This window comes from Neomelitea salexigens DSM 19753 (assembly GCF_000422345.1).
In the GTDB taxonomy this organism is placed as follows: Bacteria; Pseudomonadota; Gammaproteobacteria; order Pseudomonadales; family Spongiibacteraceae; genus Spongiibacter; species Spongiibacter marinus_A.
In genome coordinates this window covers 361512-378459 of the sequence record NZ_AULP01000001.1, presented here as the reverse complement: position 1 = coordinate 378459, position 16948 = coordinate 361512, and the positions used below count along the sequence as shown (strand labels likewise).

Here is a 16948-nt window from a genome sequence, read left to right as displayed (position 1 = left end):
CTGTCTGCGTTTTGGGTCTGGGCAGTGACTCGGTTATACTTCCGCGTCTTTCTGTCGGCCCGCTGCGTTCTATGCGTGGGCTGATTGTAAGCGTGTTCACTGCAGCCTGTCGATACGGCTTACAGTACAAGCGCATTTCCGACTTCAGAGAGTTGATGGCATGTTTGAAAATCTCACCGAACGTTTATCGCAAACCCTGCGCCATGTTACCGGTCAGGCTCGCCTTAGCGACGACAATATAAAAGATGCGATGCGCGATGTGCGCATGGCATTGCTTGAGGCTGATGTCGCGCTACCCGTGGTGAAGGACTTTGTTGAGGCGGTGCGACAACGCGCGGTGGGTCAGGAAGTAAGCAAGAGCCTGAGCCCGGGGCAAATGTTCGTGAAAATCGTCCAGCAAGAGCTGGAACACATCATGGGCGATAAAAACGAAGGCTTGGATTTTTCCATTCAGCCGCCGGCAGTCATCCTAATGGCGGGCCTGCAGGGTGCGGGTAAAACCACCTCGGTTGGTAAGTTGGCAAAATACTTAAAGGAAAAAGAGAAGAAGAAAGTATTGGTCGTGAGTGCCGATATCTATCGTCCGGCGGCCATCAAGCAGTTGGAGACCTTGGCCGGGGATGTTGGTGTCGATTTCTTTCCGAGCACCACCGAGCAAAAAGCCGTGGATATCGGCAAGGCAGCTCTCGCCGAGGCAAAGCTGCGCTTCTACGATGTGGTGATCGTCGATACGGCGGGTCGTTTGCACGTCGACACCGACATGATGACAGAGATTCAAGAGTTGCACGCGGCGATTACGCCTGCGGAAACGCTGTTCGTGGTTGACGCCATGACCGGGCAAGACGCGGCCAATACCGCCAAGGCCTTTGGCGAAGCCCTGCCGCTTACCGGGGTTATTCTCACCAAGGCTGACGCGGATAGTCGGGGTGGTGCGGCGCTTTCGGTTCGACACATTACTGGCAAGCCAATCAAATTTTTGGGGGTGGGTGAGAAAACCGACGCTCTGGACCCCTTCCACCCGGATCGTGTGGCCTCGCGAATTCTGGGAATGGGGGACATTCTCTCCCTGATCGATGAGGCGGAAGCCAAGCTCGATAAGCAGAAAGCCGAAAAGTTGGCGAAAAAGATCAAAAAAGGGAAGAAATTTGATCTTGAAGACCTTCGCGACCAGTTGCAGCAAATGCAAAACATGGGTGGCCTCACGGGTATGCTGGATAAGTTGCCGGGGATGGGCAATATGGCGCAGATGGCGCAAAACCAGATCGATACCAAAATGTTTACGCGCATGGAAGCCATCATCAATTCGATGACGCCAGCCGAACGACGCAACCCGGATCTTCTCAACGGGTCGCGCAAGAAGCGTATCGTGGCGGGTTCCGGCACCCAGATCCAGGATCTGAACCGCTTGCTTAAACAGCACAAGCAAATGGCGAAGATGATGAAAAAAATGGGTCAGAAGGGTGGCATGACTAATATGATGCGCGGTATGGGCGGAATGATGCCTCCTGGTGGCGGTGGTCGCTTCCCTGGGATGTAGTCCAGAGCTGGCAAGAAATGTAATATAATCAAATACTTGCTCGCATTTTAGGGTGGCTGTCTGGCAGTGTGGTCAGGTAATAATCACCGCAGAGGGAAAAAAGTGTGTCAGCTGTTTCAAATGCATACACTTTCCCTTATAATTCCGCGCCTTTACGGCTACGGGTCGTTAACAGGATCAAAAATTCGCAGTAGCGGTCAACGCCGCTGCCCAAAAGCTAGGAACTGATACAAGAATGGTCACTATTCGTTTGGCACGTGGCGGCTCTAAAAAGCGCCCCTTCTACCACCTGACAGTCACTGACAGCCGCACTTCACGTGACGGTCGTTTCATTGAGCGCGTTGGGTTCTTTAACCCTGTTGCCCGTGGTAACGAAGAGCGTCTGCGTGTAGACACTGCTCGCGTTGAGCACTGGGTTGCTCAAGGCGCTCAGCTGTCTGACCGCGTTGCTAAGCTGATTAAAGAAGCGCCTGCAGCCGAGTAAGCTGGGTGTCTACCTCGTCTTCACCAGTCGTCATAGCGAAAATCTCGACGGTATACGGGGTAAAAGGGTGGGTAAAGATACATTCCTTTACCGACCCGCTTGAGAATTTTCTCGACTTTTCTGACCTTCGGCTTCGTCAAAAAGGTCAGTGGCAGAAAATCGAACTCGACGAATGTCGGCGCCATGGTAAGGGCATCGTAGCCCATATTAAAGGTGTCGATGATCGCGAGGTGGCTCGAGAGTATTGCGGGCTTGAGCTGGGGATTATGGCAGAGCAGTTGCCAAGCCTGGCTGAAAATGAGTTTTACTGGCACCAGCTGGTTGGTTTGAAGGTTATCGCTTCGGGGCAGCTGTTGGGTGTGGTGGATCATATGATCGAAACCGGCGCCAATGATGTAATGGTGGTGCAGCGGTGTGAGGGAAGCCTCGACGATCGAGAACGGTTGATCCCTTACTTGCCGGGTGATTTTGTGCAGGATATAGACCTGCAAAGCGGCATGATTACTGTCGATTGGGACCCGGAGTTCTAACGCGCAGTGAACGTGGTGCGTGATGGGGGCAGGATGGATATCGCAGTGGTAACCCTGTTCCCCGAAATGTTCGGCGCTATCAGCGATTATGGTGTTACCGGACGAGCAGTACAAAAAGGTGTGTTAAACCTTAGCTGCATCAACCCGCGGTCATTTACTCAAGATCGCCACCAAACGGTTGATGATCGCCCCTACGGTGGCGGCCCAGGTATGGTGATGATGCCAGAACCGTTAAGCAAGGCGTTGCAGGCAGCGCGCGAGACGGTTGCCAAGCCGGCTAAGACGGTATATCTGTCGCCGCAGGGTAGAAAGTTAGATCAAAATGGCTTGCAGGAGCTGGCGCAAGAAAGTGCGTTGATTCTATTAGCCGGGCGTTATGAAGGCGTTGATGAACGCTTGATTGAACGTGAGATCGACGAAGAGTGGTCTATTGGTGACTATGTCATCAGCGGCGGCGAGCTGGCTGCGATGGTGATGATAGACGGCTTGAGTCGTTTGCTGCCGGGCGTGTTGGGCCATCAGCAGTCGGCGGAGCAGGACTCCTTCGCAGAGGGGTTGTTAGATTGCCCACATTACACTCGGCCCGAGGTGTATGGGGAAGATGTGGTTCCAGAGGTGTTGCTTAGCGGCAATCACGGAGCCATACGACGCTGGCGCTTAAAGCAGGCGCTGGGTCGAACGTTTGTACGGCGCCCGGACTTGCTCGAATCGAGAGAGCTGAGCGACGAGGAAAACACACTGCTGGCGGAGTATCTTCGCGAGCGTAACGACTAATTGACAGCTAGCTGTGAAGCTACCAACTTTTATTTCAGGAGCATGCCATGAGCACCAACAAAATTATCGCCGAGCTGGAAGCGGAGCAGACCGCCAAAGAGCTGCCGGAATTCAGCCCCGGTGACACCGTTGTCGTTCAGGTAAAGGTTAAAGAAGGTAACCGCGAGCGTCTGCAGGCCTTTGAAGGTGTTGTTATCGCCAAGAAAAACCGCGCGTTAAACTCTTCTTTCACCGTTCGCAAGATCTCTCACGGTGTTGGCGTTGAGCGTACTTTCCAAACTTACAGCACGCTGATCGATAGTATTCAGGTTAAGCGTCGCGGTGACGTTCGCCAAGCTAAACTGTACTACCTGCGTGAGCGCAGCGGTCGTTCAGCTCGTATCAAAGAGAAGCTGGCAACCAAGTCGTAAGACGGTTTTTGCATCTCCGAAAAGGCAGCCAGTGGCTGCCTTTTTTGTGTCTGGCTGGTGGCGCCGTCCATCGACGAGATAGAATCTGGCTGACGATCGAGGAGGAGTTCATGGCGCAGCGAGCCAGTGATCAGGATCAGCCAACCATAGACCGCTACATTGACGCGCTGTGGCTCGAAAAAGGGCTTAGCGATAACAGCCTGCAGTCTTACCGCCGCGATCTACACCAATGGTCCCATTGGCTCGCTCAGCGGGGTAGTAGCGTGCTGCTATGTGGTCGCGCCGATGCGCTGGATTATTTGGCCGAGCAGCGCGGCAAGGGGAAATCTGCCCGCAGTACCGCACGTTTGCTTTCTTGCCTGCGGGGTTTTTACCGTTATCAGCTCCGGGAAGGGCGCCTTCAGGAAGACCCGCTTGCCAATATTGAAGCGCCCAAGTTGGGGAGGCCTCTACCTAAATCCTTGAGTGAGGCTGATGTTGAGGCCTTGCTCGCGCAGCCCGACGACGATATTGCGATCGAGCAGCGTGACCGGGCAATGCTCGAGCTACTGTATGCCGCTGGCCTGCGAGTCAGCGAGTTGGTGAGTCTGCGGTTTTCGCAGTTAGGCCTGGAGCAGGGCGTGGTGCGAGTCACCGGTAAGGGCAACAAGGAGCGCCTGGTGCCCATGGGGGAAGAGGCTCTGCACTGCTTGCAGGCGTATTTGCGTGGCGGTCGGCCGCAATTGTTGGCGGATGGCGAGTCGGATGTGGTATTCCCCAGTCGCCGGGGGCAGATGATGACTCGGCAAACGTTTTGGCACCGCGTGAAGCTCTACGCGCAGCGCGCCGGCATTCGCGCTAGTATTTCCCCGCATACGCTGCGTCATGCGTTTGCCACACATCTAGTGAATCATGGTGCTGACCTGCGGGTTGTTCAGCTGCTGCTTGGTCACAGCGACTTGAGCACCACGCAGATATACACCCATGTTGCCAGAGAGCGAATGCAGGCTTTGCATCGCGCACATCACCCGCGCGGTTGAACTTGGCGCTTTCTCTGGGTTCTCAATGGTATATGATGACCGCCTTCACACCTTCCGTACGGAGATTTTTCGTTGACTATGTATAGCCCCCGAGTATTGATTTCGCGCGCTCTATTCGCGTCAGTAATAGCAGCTTCAACTTTTTTTGGGGTGGCCTACGCCGAGCCTGCCAAGACCGCGACCTTTGTCGATAAGGCGGCTGAGCAAGCGATTCGCAGTGCGTTTAAGAGTTCTCGCCCAGACCTGCAGGTAAGCAGTGTTGCAATCAGTGAGATGCCCGGGGTGTATCGCGTTGAAATGGCCAATGGGCCGACGGTATATGCAAGCGCCGACGGTAAATATATTGTTGCCGGTAAAATGTACGAGCTGACGGCGAACGGCATTGAGGATCTCGCCGAGCGCCGCTTGCAGCCCCAGCGCAAAGCCTTACTCTCCAAAGTGCCACGGGAAGATATGATTATCTTTAGCCCGGAAGGGGAAACAAAAGGCGCGCTGTATGTATTTACCGATGTGGATTGTGGCTTCTGCCAAAAGCTGCACAAAGAGGTGCCTGCCCTGAATGCCAGTGGTATCGAAGTGCGCTATCTTGCCTATCCCCGCCAGGGTGTTGGCACGCCAACATTCAACAAAATGGTGTCCGCCTGGTGCGCCGATGACCGCCTCGCAGCGATGGATGCCCTAAAGACTCGTCGCCCCATTGCGAATAAGCAGTGCCAAACGCCGATCATTGGCCAGTACGAATTGGGTCAGCAGCTTGGAGTGACTGGGACACCGGCGATCGTCACCGAGGACGGCGCCCTGATTCCCGGCTACCGCCCGGCTGACCAGCTGATTCCCCAAGCACTGCGCTGAGAAGTCGTCAAAAGGTAGGAATAGAGGGGCTCTGTTTGGATCTCTGGCGCTTCAGCATGGCGCTAGGCCCCCATCCTGACATAAAATGGAAAGTTCGTAGCGCCGCGCTTATGTGCGGCGCGCTAATAATTGAGTTTTAAAAGGAGTGGCGGTGAGTCCGGTCAGAGTAGGTATATGTGGTCTTGGTACCGTTGGCAGCGGTACTTACGCAGTATTAACGCGCAACGCAGCGGAGATTGCTGCCCGTGTCGGTGCCGATATTGTGGTAACTGAAATAGGTGCGCGTCGCGACAATCCCAATTGTGATACGGGTGATGTGGCCATTAACCGCGACATTTTTGCCGTTGCAGAAAACCCCGATGTCGATATTTTGGTTGAGTTGATCGGCGGGACCACCGTTGCCAAGGAATTGGTATTAAAAGCCATTGCCAATGGCAAACACGTGGTGACCGCCAATAAAGCCTTGATCGCCGAGCACGGCAACGAAATTTTTGAAGCGGCTGCCCAACAGGGCGTTACGGTTGCCTTTGAAGCAGCGGTTGCCGGTGGCATTCCCATTATCAAAGCGCTGCGCGAAGGCTTGGCAGGGAATAAAGTGCAGTGGCTCGCGGGCATTATCAACGGCACTGGCAACTTTATTCTCACTGAAATGCGCGACAAAGGGCGTGACTTCAACGACGTACTGGCCGAGGCTCAGGCCCTGGGTTACGCCGAGGCGGACCCGACCTTCGACGTTGAGGGCATAGATGCCGCGCACAAGTTAGTGATTTTGGCGTCACTGGCCTTTGGTATCCCGCTGCAATTTGACAAGGTATATACCGAGGGAATTAGCCGGATCGCCCAGGAAGATGTGGTCTACGCCGAAGAGCTGGGTTATCGCATCAAGCACTTGGGTATTGCCCGCGATACCGAAAAAGGCATTGAACTGCGCGTTCACCCCACACTGATCCCAGAAAAGCGCCTGATCGCGAACGTAAACGGTGTGATGAATGCTGTACTGGTGCAATCGGATGCTGTTGGTCCGACCTTGTATTACGGTGCTGGTGCCGGTAGCGAACCCACAGCATCAGCGGTTGTCGCCGATGTCGTGGATGTCGCGCGTACACTTAGCGCCGAGCCGCATCACCGGGTGCCTTTCCTGTCATTCCAGCGCACGTCGTTGAGCGATCATCCTGTGCTGCCGATAGATGATGTAGAAACCGCCTATTACTTGCGCATGTCGGCCCTCGATAAGCCTGGCGTACTGTCGAAAGTGGCGCAGATTCTCAGCGACGACGGTATTAGCATTGAAGCACTGATTCAAAAGCAGCCGGCGGAGGACGCGAATTTAGTCCCGGTGATTATCCTTACCAACCGCACTGTCGAGAGCAAGTTGTTTGCCGCCGTCAGCCGTATTGAAGGGCTGGAAGGTATTGTTGGTGAAGTGACGCGTATTCGCGTTGAGTCACTGGCGGGCTAAGTATCGCTTCTACACTGCGTCTTCGGGCGCAGTCCCCATATTCCATGAAGAGTTAGTAACGTGAAATACATCAGCACCCGTGGCCAGGCGCCCGCCCTCAATTTTGAAGATGTACTGCTTACCGGCTTGGCGCCGGATGGCGGTCTTTACGTGCCGGAGTCCCTGCCTACTTACAGCCGCGAGCAAATTGCGGCGTGGTCGTCGTTAAGCTATACCGAGTTGGCCTTTGAAATCGTTCAGCCCTTTGTTGCGGGCAGCATTCCCGATGCCGATCTCAAAGCGATTATCGATGATAGCTATTCGGACTTCAGACACCCGGCCGTCGCGCCACTGGTGCAGCTGGGCCAAAACGAATGGGTGTTGGAACTGTTCCAGGGGCCGACCCTGGCCTTTAAAGACTTTGCATTGCAGATGTTGGGACGCCTGCTGGACTATGTGTTGGAGAAGCGCCAGCAAAAAGTCGTTGTAATGGGCGCGACGTCAGGCGATACCGGGTCGGCGGCGATTCAGGGTGTAAAACGCTGTGAAAACGTCGATATTTTCATTCTGCACCCCTACCAACGCGTGTCGGAGGTGCAGCGCCGCCAGATGACAACGGTGCAGGGCGACAATATTCACAACATTGCCCTGAAAGGGCACTTTGACCACTGCCAAGCCATGGTGAAAGCGAGTTTTGCGGACCAGAGCTTTTTGCCCGAGGGGCGCCAGCTGGTAGCGGTGAACTCCATTAACTGGGCGCGTATAATGGCGCAGATCGTTTACTACTTCTACGCCGCCTTTGCTTTGGGCGCGCCGGATCGCAAAGTCAGTTTTTCTGTGCCGACGGGCAATTTTGGCGACATCTACGCCGGCTACCTCGCCAAGCAGATGGGGCTGCCCATTGACCAATTGGTGGTGGCAACGAATCAAAACGACATTCTGCACCGGGTGATCAGCGGCAACCAGTTTGAAAAGCACGATTTGCAGCACACATTGTCGCCAAGTATGGACATTGTCGTGTCCAGCAACTTCGAACGGATGCTATTCGACTGCTTTGATCGCGACGGTGCGGCCATCGCCGACCTGATGCAGCGAATGAATACCGAGACAGTATCTCTTCCCGCCGCCGCGTTTGAGCGCGTACGCGAGCTGTTCGCCAGCGCCAGCGCCAGCGACGAAGAAACCGTGGCTACCATCGCCAGCGTCTACGACGACAGCGAGTACCTGCTCGATCCGCATTCGGCAATTGGTGTTAAAGCCGCTCGCGATTGCTGGCGCGACCGCAGCGTACCGATGGTGACCCTCGCCACTGCGCACCCAGCGAAATTCCCTGAAGCGGTAATGAAAGCCGGTTATCCCAGTGCGCCAGCGCTGCCGCATCATATGGCGGACCTTTTCGACCTTGATGAGCGTTACGAAGTGATCGACAACGACATGTCGAGCGTTCACAGCTTTATGGCAAAGAATATCCGCGCCTAAACGTGAGTCGCTTCCCGCGTATCCTTGAAAGAACCACCGTGGCAGATGCGACGGTGGCGCTGCCTTCATTGCCGCCCCTTTTGTCTCGGCTGTACGCCGCGCGCGGCGTAGTGTCCGACGAGCAGGCAAAGCTCGGTTTGGATGCCTTGCCCGCACCCACTATGAAGGGCATGGAGGCGGCTGTCTCAGCGCTGGTTGAGGCGATCAGTGAGGGTAAGCGCTTGTTAGTGGTTGGCGACTTCGACTGCGACGGCGCCACCAGTACAACCCTGGCGCTGCTCGGCTTGCGAATGTTGGGCGCTGCTGACGTCGATTTTCTGGTCCCCAATCGCTTTGAATACGGCTATGGCCTGAGCCCGGAAATTGTTGCTGTCGCGGCTGAGCGTCGCCCGGATATTATCATTACCGTCGACAATGGCATCTCCAGCATCGACGGTGTTGCCGCGGCGGCACAGGCCGGTATTCCGGTTATCGTGACCGACCACCACCTGCCTGGTGACCAGCTGCCAGACGCACTGGCGATTGTGAACCCCAATCAACCCGGCTGTGACTTCCCAGATAAATCACTGGCTGGCGTCGGCGTGATGTTTTATGTGCTGCTGGCATTGCGGGCGGCGCTGCGAGAGCGCGGTATCTTTCGCGATGGCAAGGGCCCCAATCTTGCTGAGTTGCTCGATCTCGTGGCGCTGGGCACGGTCGCTGATGTGGTGCCTCTGAGTCAGGCAAACCGGGTGTTAGTGGAGCAGGGCTTGCGGCGAATTCGCGCCGGGCGCTGCCGCCCGGGAATTAGTGCCTTGCTTCGCGTTGCCGGGCGGGAGCCCGCGCGCTTGGTCGCCAGTGACCTCGGTTTTACCGTTGGGCCACGTTTGAATGCGGCGGGCCGGCTGGATGATATGACGGTGGGGATCCGCTGCCTGCTTGCCGACGATGCGACGCAAGCCCTGAACTTGGCGGCCGAGCTGGATGACCTCAATCGAGAGCGTCGCAGCATAGAGCAGAGCATGAAAGACGACGCCATGCGCGCACTGGCGCATCTGCAGCTAGACGCCAGTAAGGTTCCGGCGGGATTGTGCCTGTATGATCCAACTTGGCATCAGGGCGTTGTGGGGATATTGGCCTCGCGGATCAAAGAGCAGTTTCACCGTCCGGTGATTGCCTTTGCCGAGGCCGATAACGGTGAAATCAAAGGCTCGGCCCGTTCTATTCCCGGCCTGCATATGCGCGATACCTTAGACAGGGTCGCAAAACGTCACCCGCAGATGTTAAGTAAATTTGGTGGCCACGCCATGGCGGCGGGGTTGAGCTTGGCCGAAAAAGACTTTGAAGCCTTTAGCGATGCCTTTGTTGACGCCGTTCGTGAGCAGCTTAGTGACGATCAGCTCGAGGCGGTGGTTCACAGCGACGGCGAGCTGGGCCCGGCAGACCTTAAGCTGGAAAATGCAGAGCTGCTGCGCAGTGCCGGCCCGTGGGGGCAGGGCTTCCCCGAGCCATTGTTTCACGGTGTATTTACCCTGGTTCAGCAGCGCCTTGTCGGCGAGCGGCATTTAAAAATGACGCTCGCACCTCGCCATGACGAGCAGGCGATCATTGACGCCATTGCGTTTAATGTCGACCTCAACCTGTGGCCAGACCCATCGGTGACGGAGGTGGAGGTGGTGTACAAGCTAGATAGCAACCTCTGGCGTGATCGCCTGTCACTGCAGTTACTGGTTGAGCATCTGCGTCCCTGCGCTGGTACATAATGCCGGCCAGCTTTCCGCCGCGCGACGCATCGGGTAAAATGCCCGCCTTTTCACGTGGTCCGGATACTATCCATGCTAGAAATTAATCCCCTGCGCAATGCCCTTAAGGATATGACTGAGCGTACTGATACGCTTAGGGGGTATCTTTGACTACGCTAACAAGAAAGAGCGCCTAACTGAGGTCGAGCTGGAGCTCGGTGACTCCGCGGTGTGGGACGACCCCGCCCGCGCCCAGGAGCTTGGTCGCGAGCGCGCCAACCTGGAAGGTGTGGTGGGCGCCATCGACGAGTTAGACGCCGGTATTGGCGACGCTTCGGAACTGCTCGATATGGCGGCCGAAGAGAACGATGAAGACACCATTGAAGCCGTGCAGGGCGATATCGAGCGCCTCGAAGGGGTGCTAGCCAAACTGGAATTTCGCCGTATGTTCTCCGGTGAAATGGACCCCAACAACTGTTATTTGGATATTCAGTCCGGTTCCGGCGGCACCGAAGCGCAGGACTGGGCCAATATGGTGCTGCGCATGTATTTGCGCTGGTGCGAAGACAAAGGCTTCAAGGCAGAACTGGTTGAAGTCTCTGACGGCGAAGTGGCGGGGATCAAAAGCGCGACCATTCATATTCAGGGCGAATATGCCTTCGGTTGGCTGCGCACCGAAACCGGTGTTCACCGCCTGGTTCGCAAGTCGCCCTTTGATTCGGGCAACCGCCGTCACACATCGTTTTGTTCGGTGTTTGTGTCGCCGGAGATCGACGACAATATCGAAATTGATATCGATCCTTCCGATGTGCGCACGGATACCTATCGCGCCAGTGGCGCAGGTGGTCAGCACGTTAACAAGACCGACTCGGCGGTTCGCTTAACGCACGAGCCGACCAATACCGTTGTACAGTGTCAGAGCGAACGCTCCCAGCACCAAAACCGCGACAACGCATGGAAAATGTTGAAGGCCAAGCTCTATGAAATGGAGCTGCAAAAACGCAATAGCGAGGCCCAGGCATTGGAAGACAGCAAATCGGATATTGGCTGGGGCAGCCAGATACGCTCCTACGTGCTCGACGACCAGCGTATTAAAGACCTGCGCACCAATGTACAAACCAGCAATTGCAACAATGTGCTCGATGGCGACCTTGACCTGTTTATCGAAGCGAGCCTGAAATCTGGCTTATAAGGCCGGCACCCTAGCTAATGAAATGACGCGGCCCGATGGCGGGTCCGACCAAAGGAAACACAGATGTCTGAACAGCAGAACGACACGCAAGCCCAGGAAGCCGGGCAGGAAGAAAATCGCTTGATTGCTGAGCGCCGTGCCAAGTTGGCGGCGATTCGCGAAAAGCGCAATGCCTTTCCTAACGACTTCCGACGCGATGCCTACGCCCAGCAACTGCAAGAAGAGTTGGGCGAGCACGACAAGGCGGCGCTTGAAGCGCTGGACAGACATGCCGCGATTGCCGGTCGCATTATGGCCAAACGTGGCCCGTTTATGGTGCTGCAAGATATGTCTGGTCGAATTCAGACCTATATCGACAAGAAAAAACTGCCTGAAGCGCTGACCGATGAGATTAAAAGCTGGGATATCGGCGACATTATTTTTGCCAAGGGGCCGGTGCACAAATCTGGTAAAGGCGATTTGTACGTGTATATGCAAGAGGGCGGCTTGCTGACCAAGTCATTGCGTCCATTGCCCGACAAATTCCACGGCCTTCAGGACCAGGAAATGCGCTATCGGCAGCGCTATGTCGACCTGATTATGAACGAGCAGTCGCGTCGCACCTTCGCGATTCGCTCTAAGATGATCAGCTCTATCCGTAACTTTTTGCAGCAGAAAGACTTTGTCGAAGTTGAAACACCGATGATGCAGGTGATTCCCGGTGGTGCCACCGCGCGGCCGTTCGTGACGCATCACAATGCGCTCGACCTCGATATGTACCTGCGCATTGCGCCCGAGCTTTATCTCAAGCGCTTGGTGGTTGGCGGATTCGAGCGGGTGTTTGAAATCAACCGTAACTTCCGCAATGAGGGTTTGTCGACGCGCCACAACCCCGAATTCACCATGATCGAGTTTTATCAGGCCTATGCTGACTACAAAGACTTGATGGACCTGACTGAGGCAATGTTGCGTCACGTTGCTCAGGAAGTATTGGGCACCACGTGCTTGCACTACCAGGGCAGTGACTACGACTTTGGCAAGCCGTTCACCCGACTGTCGGTCTTTGATGCCGTGCTGCAATACAACCCGTCCATCAGCGCTGACCAGTTAGCCGATATGGAGCAGGCCAAAGCCATTGCCAAAGGCCTTGGCATCGAAGTTAAGGACTCCTGGGGGCTGGGCAAGATCCAAATTGAGATCTTTGAGGAAACGGTTGAACACAAGCTGGATCAACCCACGTTTATTACCGAATACCCCACCGAGGTATCGCCGCTGGCCCGTCGCAGCGACGACAACCCCTTTGTGACTGACCGGTTCGAGTTTTTTGTGGGTGGTCGCGAGCTCGCCAATGGCTTCTCCGAGTTGAATGACGCAGAAGATCAAGCTGAGCGATTCATGGCGCAAGTGGCCGAAAAAGACGCTGGCGACGATGAAGCTATGCACTACGATGCTGATTATATCGCCGCCTTGGAATACGGCCTGCCACCGACCGCTGGTGAGGGGATAGGTATCGACCGGCTGGTGATGCTGTTTACCGATTCGCCATCAATTCGCGACGTTTTATTGTTCCCACATATGCGGCCGGAATCACAAGGTTGATTAAGTGGGTGCCGGTTCACCGGCACCCACTCCTTCCCATTGGTTGCACTTTGCGACCTGATTCTCAGCGATAACTTCAAGCTAGACAGCAACTTGCGCAGCTATGCTATAGTGTTGCCAATAAAAATTTGGGCCTGGAGTGTGGCAATGAGTATCGAAAACGTAGATCTGTTTGACGGTTTGTCGCCAGATGAACTCAAGCTTTTGCGCGATACCAGTATTCTTCGTGAGTTTGCAAAAAACACCGTACTGATTCACGAAGGCGACGTGGCGGACTCTCTGTATGTCGTCGAAACCGGCCGGGTAAAAGTCTACTGCAGCGATAAAAGCGGTAAAGACTTCGTGTTGAATATACTTGAGTCCGGCGACTATTTTGGTGAGCTGGCCCTGCTGGACGATGACCGCCGGTCGGCGTCGGTGCGGGCGATGGATGCGACGCAGGTGCGCATTATCTACAAAGAAGATTTCAAAGCCATTATGGATATGCATCCGAACATCACTCGTATTTTGAACAAGAACCTGACGCGCCGTATTCGCAAGTTGACCAATGATGTGAAAAGTCTGGCTTTGCAGGATGTCTATGGCCGCGTGGTGAAGGTGCTTACCGGATTAGCCGAGCCCCACGGTGAAGAGGGGCAAATGAAGATCAACGAGAAACTCACCCAACAAGAGATCGCTGACAGAGTGGGCTCGTCACGGGAAATGGTGGCGCGTATTCTCAAAGACCTGACCATCGGGGACTATATCGAAGTGGAAGGTCGACATATCATTCTTAAGAAGAAGCTGCCGGAGAGCTACTAGGGTCTGCTCATATTCACCAGGATGATGAGCTCGATGCCAGCGGCGCCCATAGTGGCGCCGTTTTCGTTCCTGTTGCAGTAAAACAAATAATAACCAGGGGGTAATATGCGGGGCTTAGGAGCAATACCGCTCGCAGTAATCGTGGTGATTGTCAGTGCCTGCGGCGGTGGCAACAGTGGGTCGTCGCCCAGCCAGGCTGAGCAGGGGGCGGCGAATCTTTTTCAGCGCCACAGTGTTGATACACGCTGCGATCTTGCGGCCTATCCGTCGGCTGACTGGTTGCAGTGCGAGCTGGAAAATCATGCCCGAACGCTGGAGGCCAATGTCGAGCAGCTCGCCCCTAGTTTTGTTATTCGCTCTCAAACGCAGGAAAACGCTAACCGCTTGGCGATGCTAGCCCGCATTGCTGAGGATCCGAGCTGGAGCTTGCCACCCACCCAGGGCACCACGCCGCTTACGCCACTGTGCTCGGCGGGAATGGGGCCCTGCGTTGGTGACCCGTTCCGCTACCCCGGTGTTGATGGCCCGGATGGCCGGACCTTCTACGAGCAAGAAGCCGTTGTCGAGCCCGTCGTCTATTACGATGAAGGGTGCGCACGCATCAGCGGACGGGTGTGGCGGCCACGCGCCATGCAGGCTGGTGAACGGGCGCCTGTTGTTGTGATTAAAAATGGCTCCGTGCAGGCAGGCGAGCAGCTTTACTGGTGGGCGGCGCAGGCCCTGGTGCGAGCGGGGTATGTTGTGCTGACCAGCGATCCTCGCGGGCAGGGCGCATCGGACATGGCAACACCAAATTCGGCGGAGCAGGGCGGCAACATTAATGGCCATGTGTTTTACCAGGGCTTGGTCAACGATATCGACTTTATTTTATCGCGCCCAGCGCTGCACTACCCCCATGAAGCGAGTTGCGCGGGCAGTTACCCAACCGAAACCCGCGCGTTTAACCCCTTTCACGCCTTTGTTGACCGTGAGCGCATTGGGATAGCCGGACACTCCTACGGCGCCGCTGGCGTGACCTGGGTACAGACCTATGGCGCGCCGGGTGCTGAAAACTGGCCGGGCTTATTGAGTTCGGAAAACCCGGTAGATGCGGTGGTGGCCTGGGATGCCCTGGGTTATACCGACACCGGCAATAACGCCACCATCACCAGTGTGCAACTGCCGCCCGGCAGTACCAATGCCATTACCGACGCCTTTGGTGGTAGTGACTTCCCGGCAGTGGTTGCCCATAAGCCCGCGCTGAGTTTTAAGTCGGAATACGGCTTTACGCCGGTACCGTTCGTCACCGATCCGGATCGGGATGCGCATAAAAATGCCTTCAAACAGTGGCAGGCAGCGTCTGTTCCTGTGGTGAGTGTCACCATTGCTGGTACGACGCATTTGGATTACTCATTGGGGCCGACCTTGCCCGCAAGTTCTTGGTGCCCAAATACGGATAATAATCGCTGTGAGGGCGGTTGGGCGCGCCCGATGATTACCGAATACACCGTTGCGTGGTTTGATCGATGGCTGAAAAAGCGGGGAGAGCTGGGCTATGCCCAGGCGGAGGCGCGCCTGTTAGATGACGCGCGCTGGGCTGAGCGAATGAGTTTTCACTTTGCTTCCGCTCGTGATTTTCCCTTGCGCAGCGGTGAAAGGGAGTCCTGTGAAGATATCCGCTTGTTATGCGGTGCCGGCGAGTAAACCCCGTTGACTCACTCGCTCTCATCCACGGTGAGGGCGACCTGCCCCTCGGCGAAACGCCCGCGCAACCGCTGCCCTTGCTGAAGATCGGCGGCGCGTCGCACTGCCCGGCCTTGTTGGTCGAGAACAATCGCATAGCCACGGCTAAGCGTCTGCTCGGGGCCCAATTGTCGCAACTGAGACTGCAGTGCCTGTAATTGTTGTGCGCGGCGTCCCATTTGCTCTTGCACGCTGCGCTGCAGCCTTGCTTGAAGTTGTGTCAGGGCATTGAGCCGTGTCGCGTGTTGCCGATCGGGGCTCAGCAGCAGCATTTGTTGTTGCAGGCCCGCGAGGCGCGCCAGGCGTTGGCGCTGGCTACTTTGCCACTGGCGTCGCAGACGCATTTCAAGCTCATCCAGCCGCTGCGCTTGCTCTCTGAGCCGGCTCCGTGGGTCTCGAATGCGTCGGTTCAATTGTTGTAATTGTTCACGCTGATGCTGAAGGCGTCGCCGCTGCGCCCGAACCAGACGGCCGCGTAGCAGCTGTACCCTCGAGTTGATTTCGCTTTGATCAGGGCTGAGCAATTCCGCCGCAGCCGACGGCGTTGCCGCGCGCAAATCCGCGACAAAGTCGGCAATGCTGAAGTCCACTTCGTGCCCCACGGCGCTCACCACGGGCAGTTCCGATTGGTAGATGGCCTCGGCCACCACCCGCTCGTTAAAGGGCCAGAGATCTTCCAATGAACCACCGCCGCGCGTCAGCAGGATCAAGTCAAAGTTATGCGACGCTGAACGGGCGAGCTGATTCGCCTGGGCGATAGCGCGTTGTATTTGCCCGGCCGCCTGCTCGCCCTGCACCAGCACAGGCAGCAGGGTGACCTTCATTGCTGGCCAGCGTCGCTTGAGCACGGAAACAATATCCTGCAGGGCGGCGCCTGTGGGTGAGGTGATAATGGCAATGTGCTTGATAGCCGGCGGCAGGGGCTTTTTCAGCGCCGAGTCGAACCAACCGGCTGCCTGCAGTTCTGCCTTGAGTGCTTCGAAGGCGGCTGCCAGCGCACCGGCACCGGCGGGTTGCATGTGCTCGACAATAAGCTGGTAGTCACCGCGCCCTTCATAGAGGCTGACTTTGCCGCGAACGACCACCTGCAGGCCCGGTTGCGGTTGAAAATTCACCCGCATATTGCGGTTGCGAAAGAAGGCGCAGCGGATCTGTGCGCGCTCGTCCTTTAGCGTGAAATACCAGTGGCCGGAACTGGGGCGCGACAGGGTGGAGAGCTCGCCGGTAACACTCACCTGGGCGAAGCAATCTTCTAAAAGTTGCTTGGCGAGGCGGTTGAGTTGGCTGACGCTGAGCTGTTGTGGGGATTCTTGTGTAGTCATTGCGCAATCATATCAAGATATAGCGCTATTGCGGGGTCAAATTGGTTTACTCGGGGGCTGTCATCACTTAAAATTGCCAAGATTCTAGC

At 56.0% G+C, this 16948-nt stretch carries 15 protein-coding genes; 14 read left to right on the top strand and 1 reads right to left on the bottom strand.

The features are described 5' to 3' along the window. Positions 1-160: 160 nt before the first annotated feature. The 14 genes from ffh (at position 161) to H573_RS0101700 (ending at position 15498) form a co-directional block, all read left to right on the top strand. Positions 161-1537 (top strand): signal recognition particle protein, encoded by a 1377-nt coding sequence (gene ffh / locus H573_RS0101765; protein ID WP_027872767.1) that lies wholly within the window; start codon positions 161-163, stop codon positions 1535-1537. 235 nt (positions 1538-1772) lie between these two features. Then, the gene (gene rpsP / locus H573_RS0101760; protein WP_027872766.1) at positions 1773-2021 is read left to right on the top strand and encodes a 30S ribosomal protein S16; all 249 of its coding nucleotides are present in this window, start codon (positions 1773-1775) and stop codon (positions 2019-2021) included. Between the two features lie 5 nt (positions 2022-2026). Further along, positions 2027-2551, top strand: coding sequence for a ribosome maturation factor RimM (gene rimM / locus H573_RS0101755; RefSeq protein ID WP_027872765.1), 525 nt, complete (start codon positions 2027-2029; stop codon positions 2549-2551). Between the two features lie 33 nt (positions 2552-2584). After that, entirely contained in the window at positions 2585-3325 is a 741-nt protein-coding gene (gene trmD / locus H573_RS0101750; protein WP_027872764.1) for a tRNA (guanosine(37)-N1)-methyltransferase TrmD, read from the top strand. 47 nt (positions 3326-3372) lie between these two features. Further along, positions 3373-3735 (top strand): 50S ribosomal protein L19, encoded by a 363-nt coding sequence (gene rplS, locus H573_RS0101745; RefSeq protein ID WP_027872763.1) that lies wholly within the window; start codon positions 3373-3375, stop codon positions 3733-3735. 110 nt (positions 3736-3845) lie between these two features. Continuing rightward, positions 3846-4754: a site-specific tyrosine recombinase XerD gene (gene xerD, locus H573_RS0101740; RefSeq protein ID WP_027872762.1), complete on the top strand. Its 909-nt coding sequence runs from the start codon at positions 3846-3848 to the stop codon at positions 4752-4754. Positions 4755-4832: 78 nt separating this feature from the next. After that, positions 4833-5606: a DsbC family protein gene (locus H573_RS16635; protein WP_036255452.1), complete on the top strand. Its 774-nt coding sequence runs from the start codon at positions 4833-4835 to the stop codon at positions 5604-5606. A 151-nt stretch (positions 5607-5757) separates the two neighbouring features. Beyond that, entirely contained in the window at positions 5758-7065 is a 1308-nt protein-coding gene (locus H573_RS0101730) for a homoserine dehydrogenase (RefSeq protein ID WP_027872761.1), read from the top strand. A gap of 60 nt (positions 7066-7125) precedes the next feature. Then, positions 7126-8523, top strand: a complete 1398-nt coding sequence (gene thrC, locus H573_RS0101725; RefSeq protein WP_027872760.1) for a threonine synthase — start codon at positions 7126-7128, stop codon at positions 8521-8523. A 38-nt stretch (positions 8524-8561) separates the two neighbouring features. Beyond that, entirely contained in the window at positions 8562-10265 is a 1704-nt protein-coding gene (gene recJ, locus H573_RS0101720; RefSeq protein ID WP_027872759.1) for a single-stranded-DNA-specific exonuclease RecJ, read from the top strand. Between the two features lie 72 nt (positions 10266-10337). Further along, a protein-coding gene (prfB, locus tag H573_RS0101715) for a peptide chain release factor 2 (RefSeq protein WP_154653813.1) occupies positions 10338-11436 on the top strand; the annotation gives its coding sequence in 2 pieces (ribosomal slippage) (positions 10338-10412 and positions 10414-11436; 1098 coding nt in all). A gap of 63 nt (positions 11437-11499) precedes the next feature. After that, complete coding sequence (lysS, locus tag H573_RS0101710; protein WP_027872757.1) at positions 11500-13014, top strand: lysine--tRNA ligase; 1515 nt, start codon at positions 11500-11502, stop codon at positions 13012-13014. 147 nt (positions 13015-13161) lie between these two features. Beyond that, a complete protein-coding gene (locus H573_RS0101705; RefSeq protein ID WP_027872756.1) occupies positions 13162-13815 on the top strand; it encodes a Crp/Fnr family transcriptional regulator in 654 nt (217 codons plus the stop codon). A 105-nt stretch (positions 13816-13920) separates the two neighbouring features. Continuing rightward, positions 13921-15498 carry an alpha/beta hydrolase family protein gene (locus H573_RS0101700; protein ID WP_154653812.1) on the top strand — a complete coding sequence of 526 codons (1578 nt, stop codon included), beginning with the start codon at positions 13921-13923 and terminating at the stop codon, positions 15496-15498. An 11-nt stretch (positions 15499-15509) separates the two neighbouring features. Here H573_RS0101700 and xseA read toward each other — a convergent pair whose 3' ends face one another. Continuing rightward, on the bottom strand, positions 15510-16859 hold the full coding sequence (xseA, locus tag H573_RS0101695; RefSeq protein ID WP_027872754.1) for an exodeoxyribonuclease VII large subunit: 1350 nt from the start codon (positions 16857-16859) through the stop codon (positions 15510-15512). Positions 16860-16948 lie beyond the last annotated feature (89 nt).

Bases quoted from the DNA above. Each gene is read 5' to 3' on its own strand.
- H573_RS0101705 (WP_027872756.1), top strand. From the start codon at position 13,162: ATGAGTATCGAAAACGTAGATCTGTTTGACGGTTTGTCGCCAGATGAA.
- lysS (WP_027872757.1), top strand. From the start codon at position 11,500: ATGTCTGAACAGCAGAACGACACGCAAGCCCAGGAAGCCGGGCAGGAA.
- rplS (WP_027872763.1), top strand. From the start codon at position 3,373: ATGAGCACCAACAAAATTATCGCCGAGCTGGAAGCGGAGCAGACCGCC.
- xseA (WP_027872754.1), bottom strand. From the start codon at position 16,859: ATGACTACACAAGAATCCCCACAACAGCTCAGCGTCAGCCAACTCAAC.
- H573_RS16635 (WP_036255452.1), top strand. From the start codon at position 4,833: ATGTATAGCCCCCGAGTATTGATTTCGCGCGCTCTATTCGCGTCAGTA.
- trmD (WP_027872764.1), top strand. From the start codon at position 2,585: ATGGATATCGCAGTGGTAACCCTGTTCCCCGAAATGTTCGGCGCTATC.
- ffh (WP_027872767.1), top strand. From the start codon at position 161: ATGTTTGAAAATCTCACCGAACGTTTATCGCAAACCCTGCGCCATGTT.
- H573_RS0101700 (WP_154653812.1), top strand. From the start codon at position 13,921: ATGCGGGGCTTAGGAGCAATACCGCTCGCAGTAATCGTGGTGATTGTC.
- rpsP (WP_027872766.1), top strand. From the start codon at position 1,773: ATGGTCACTATTCGTTTGGCACGTGGCGGCTCTAAAAAGCGCCCCTTC.
- xerD (WP_027872762.1), top strand. From the start codon at position 3,846: ATGGCGCAGCGAGCCAGTGATCAGGATCAGCCAACCATAGACCGCTAC.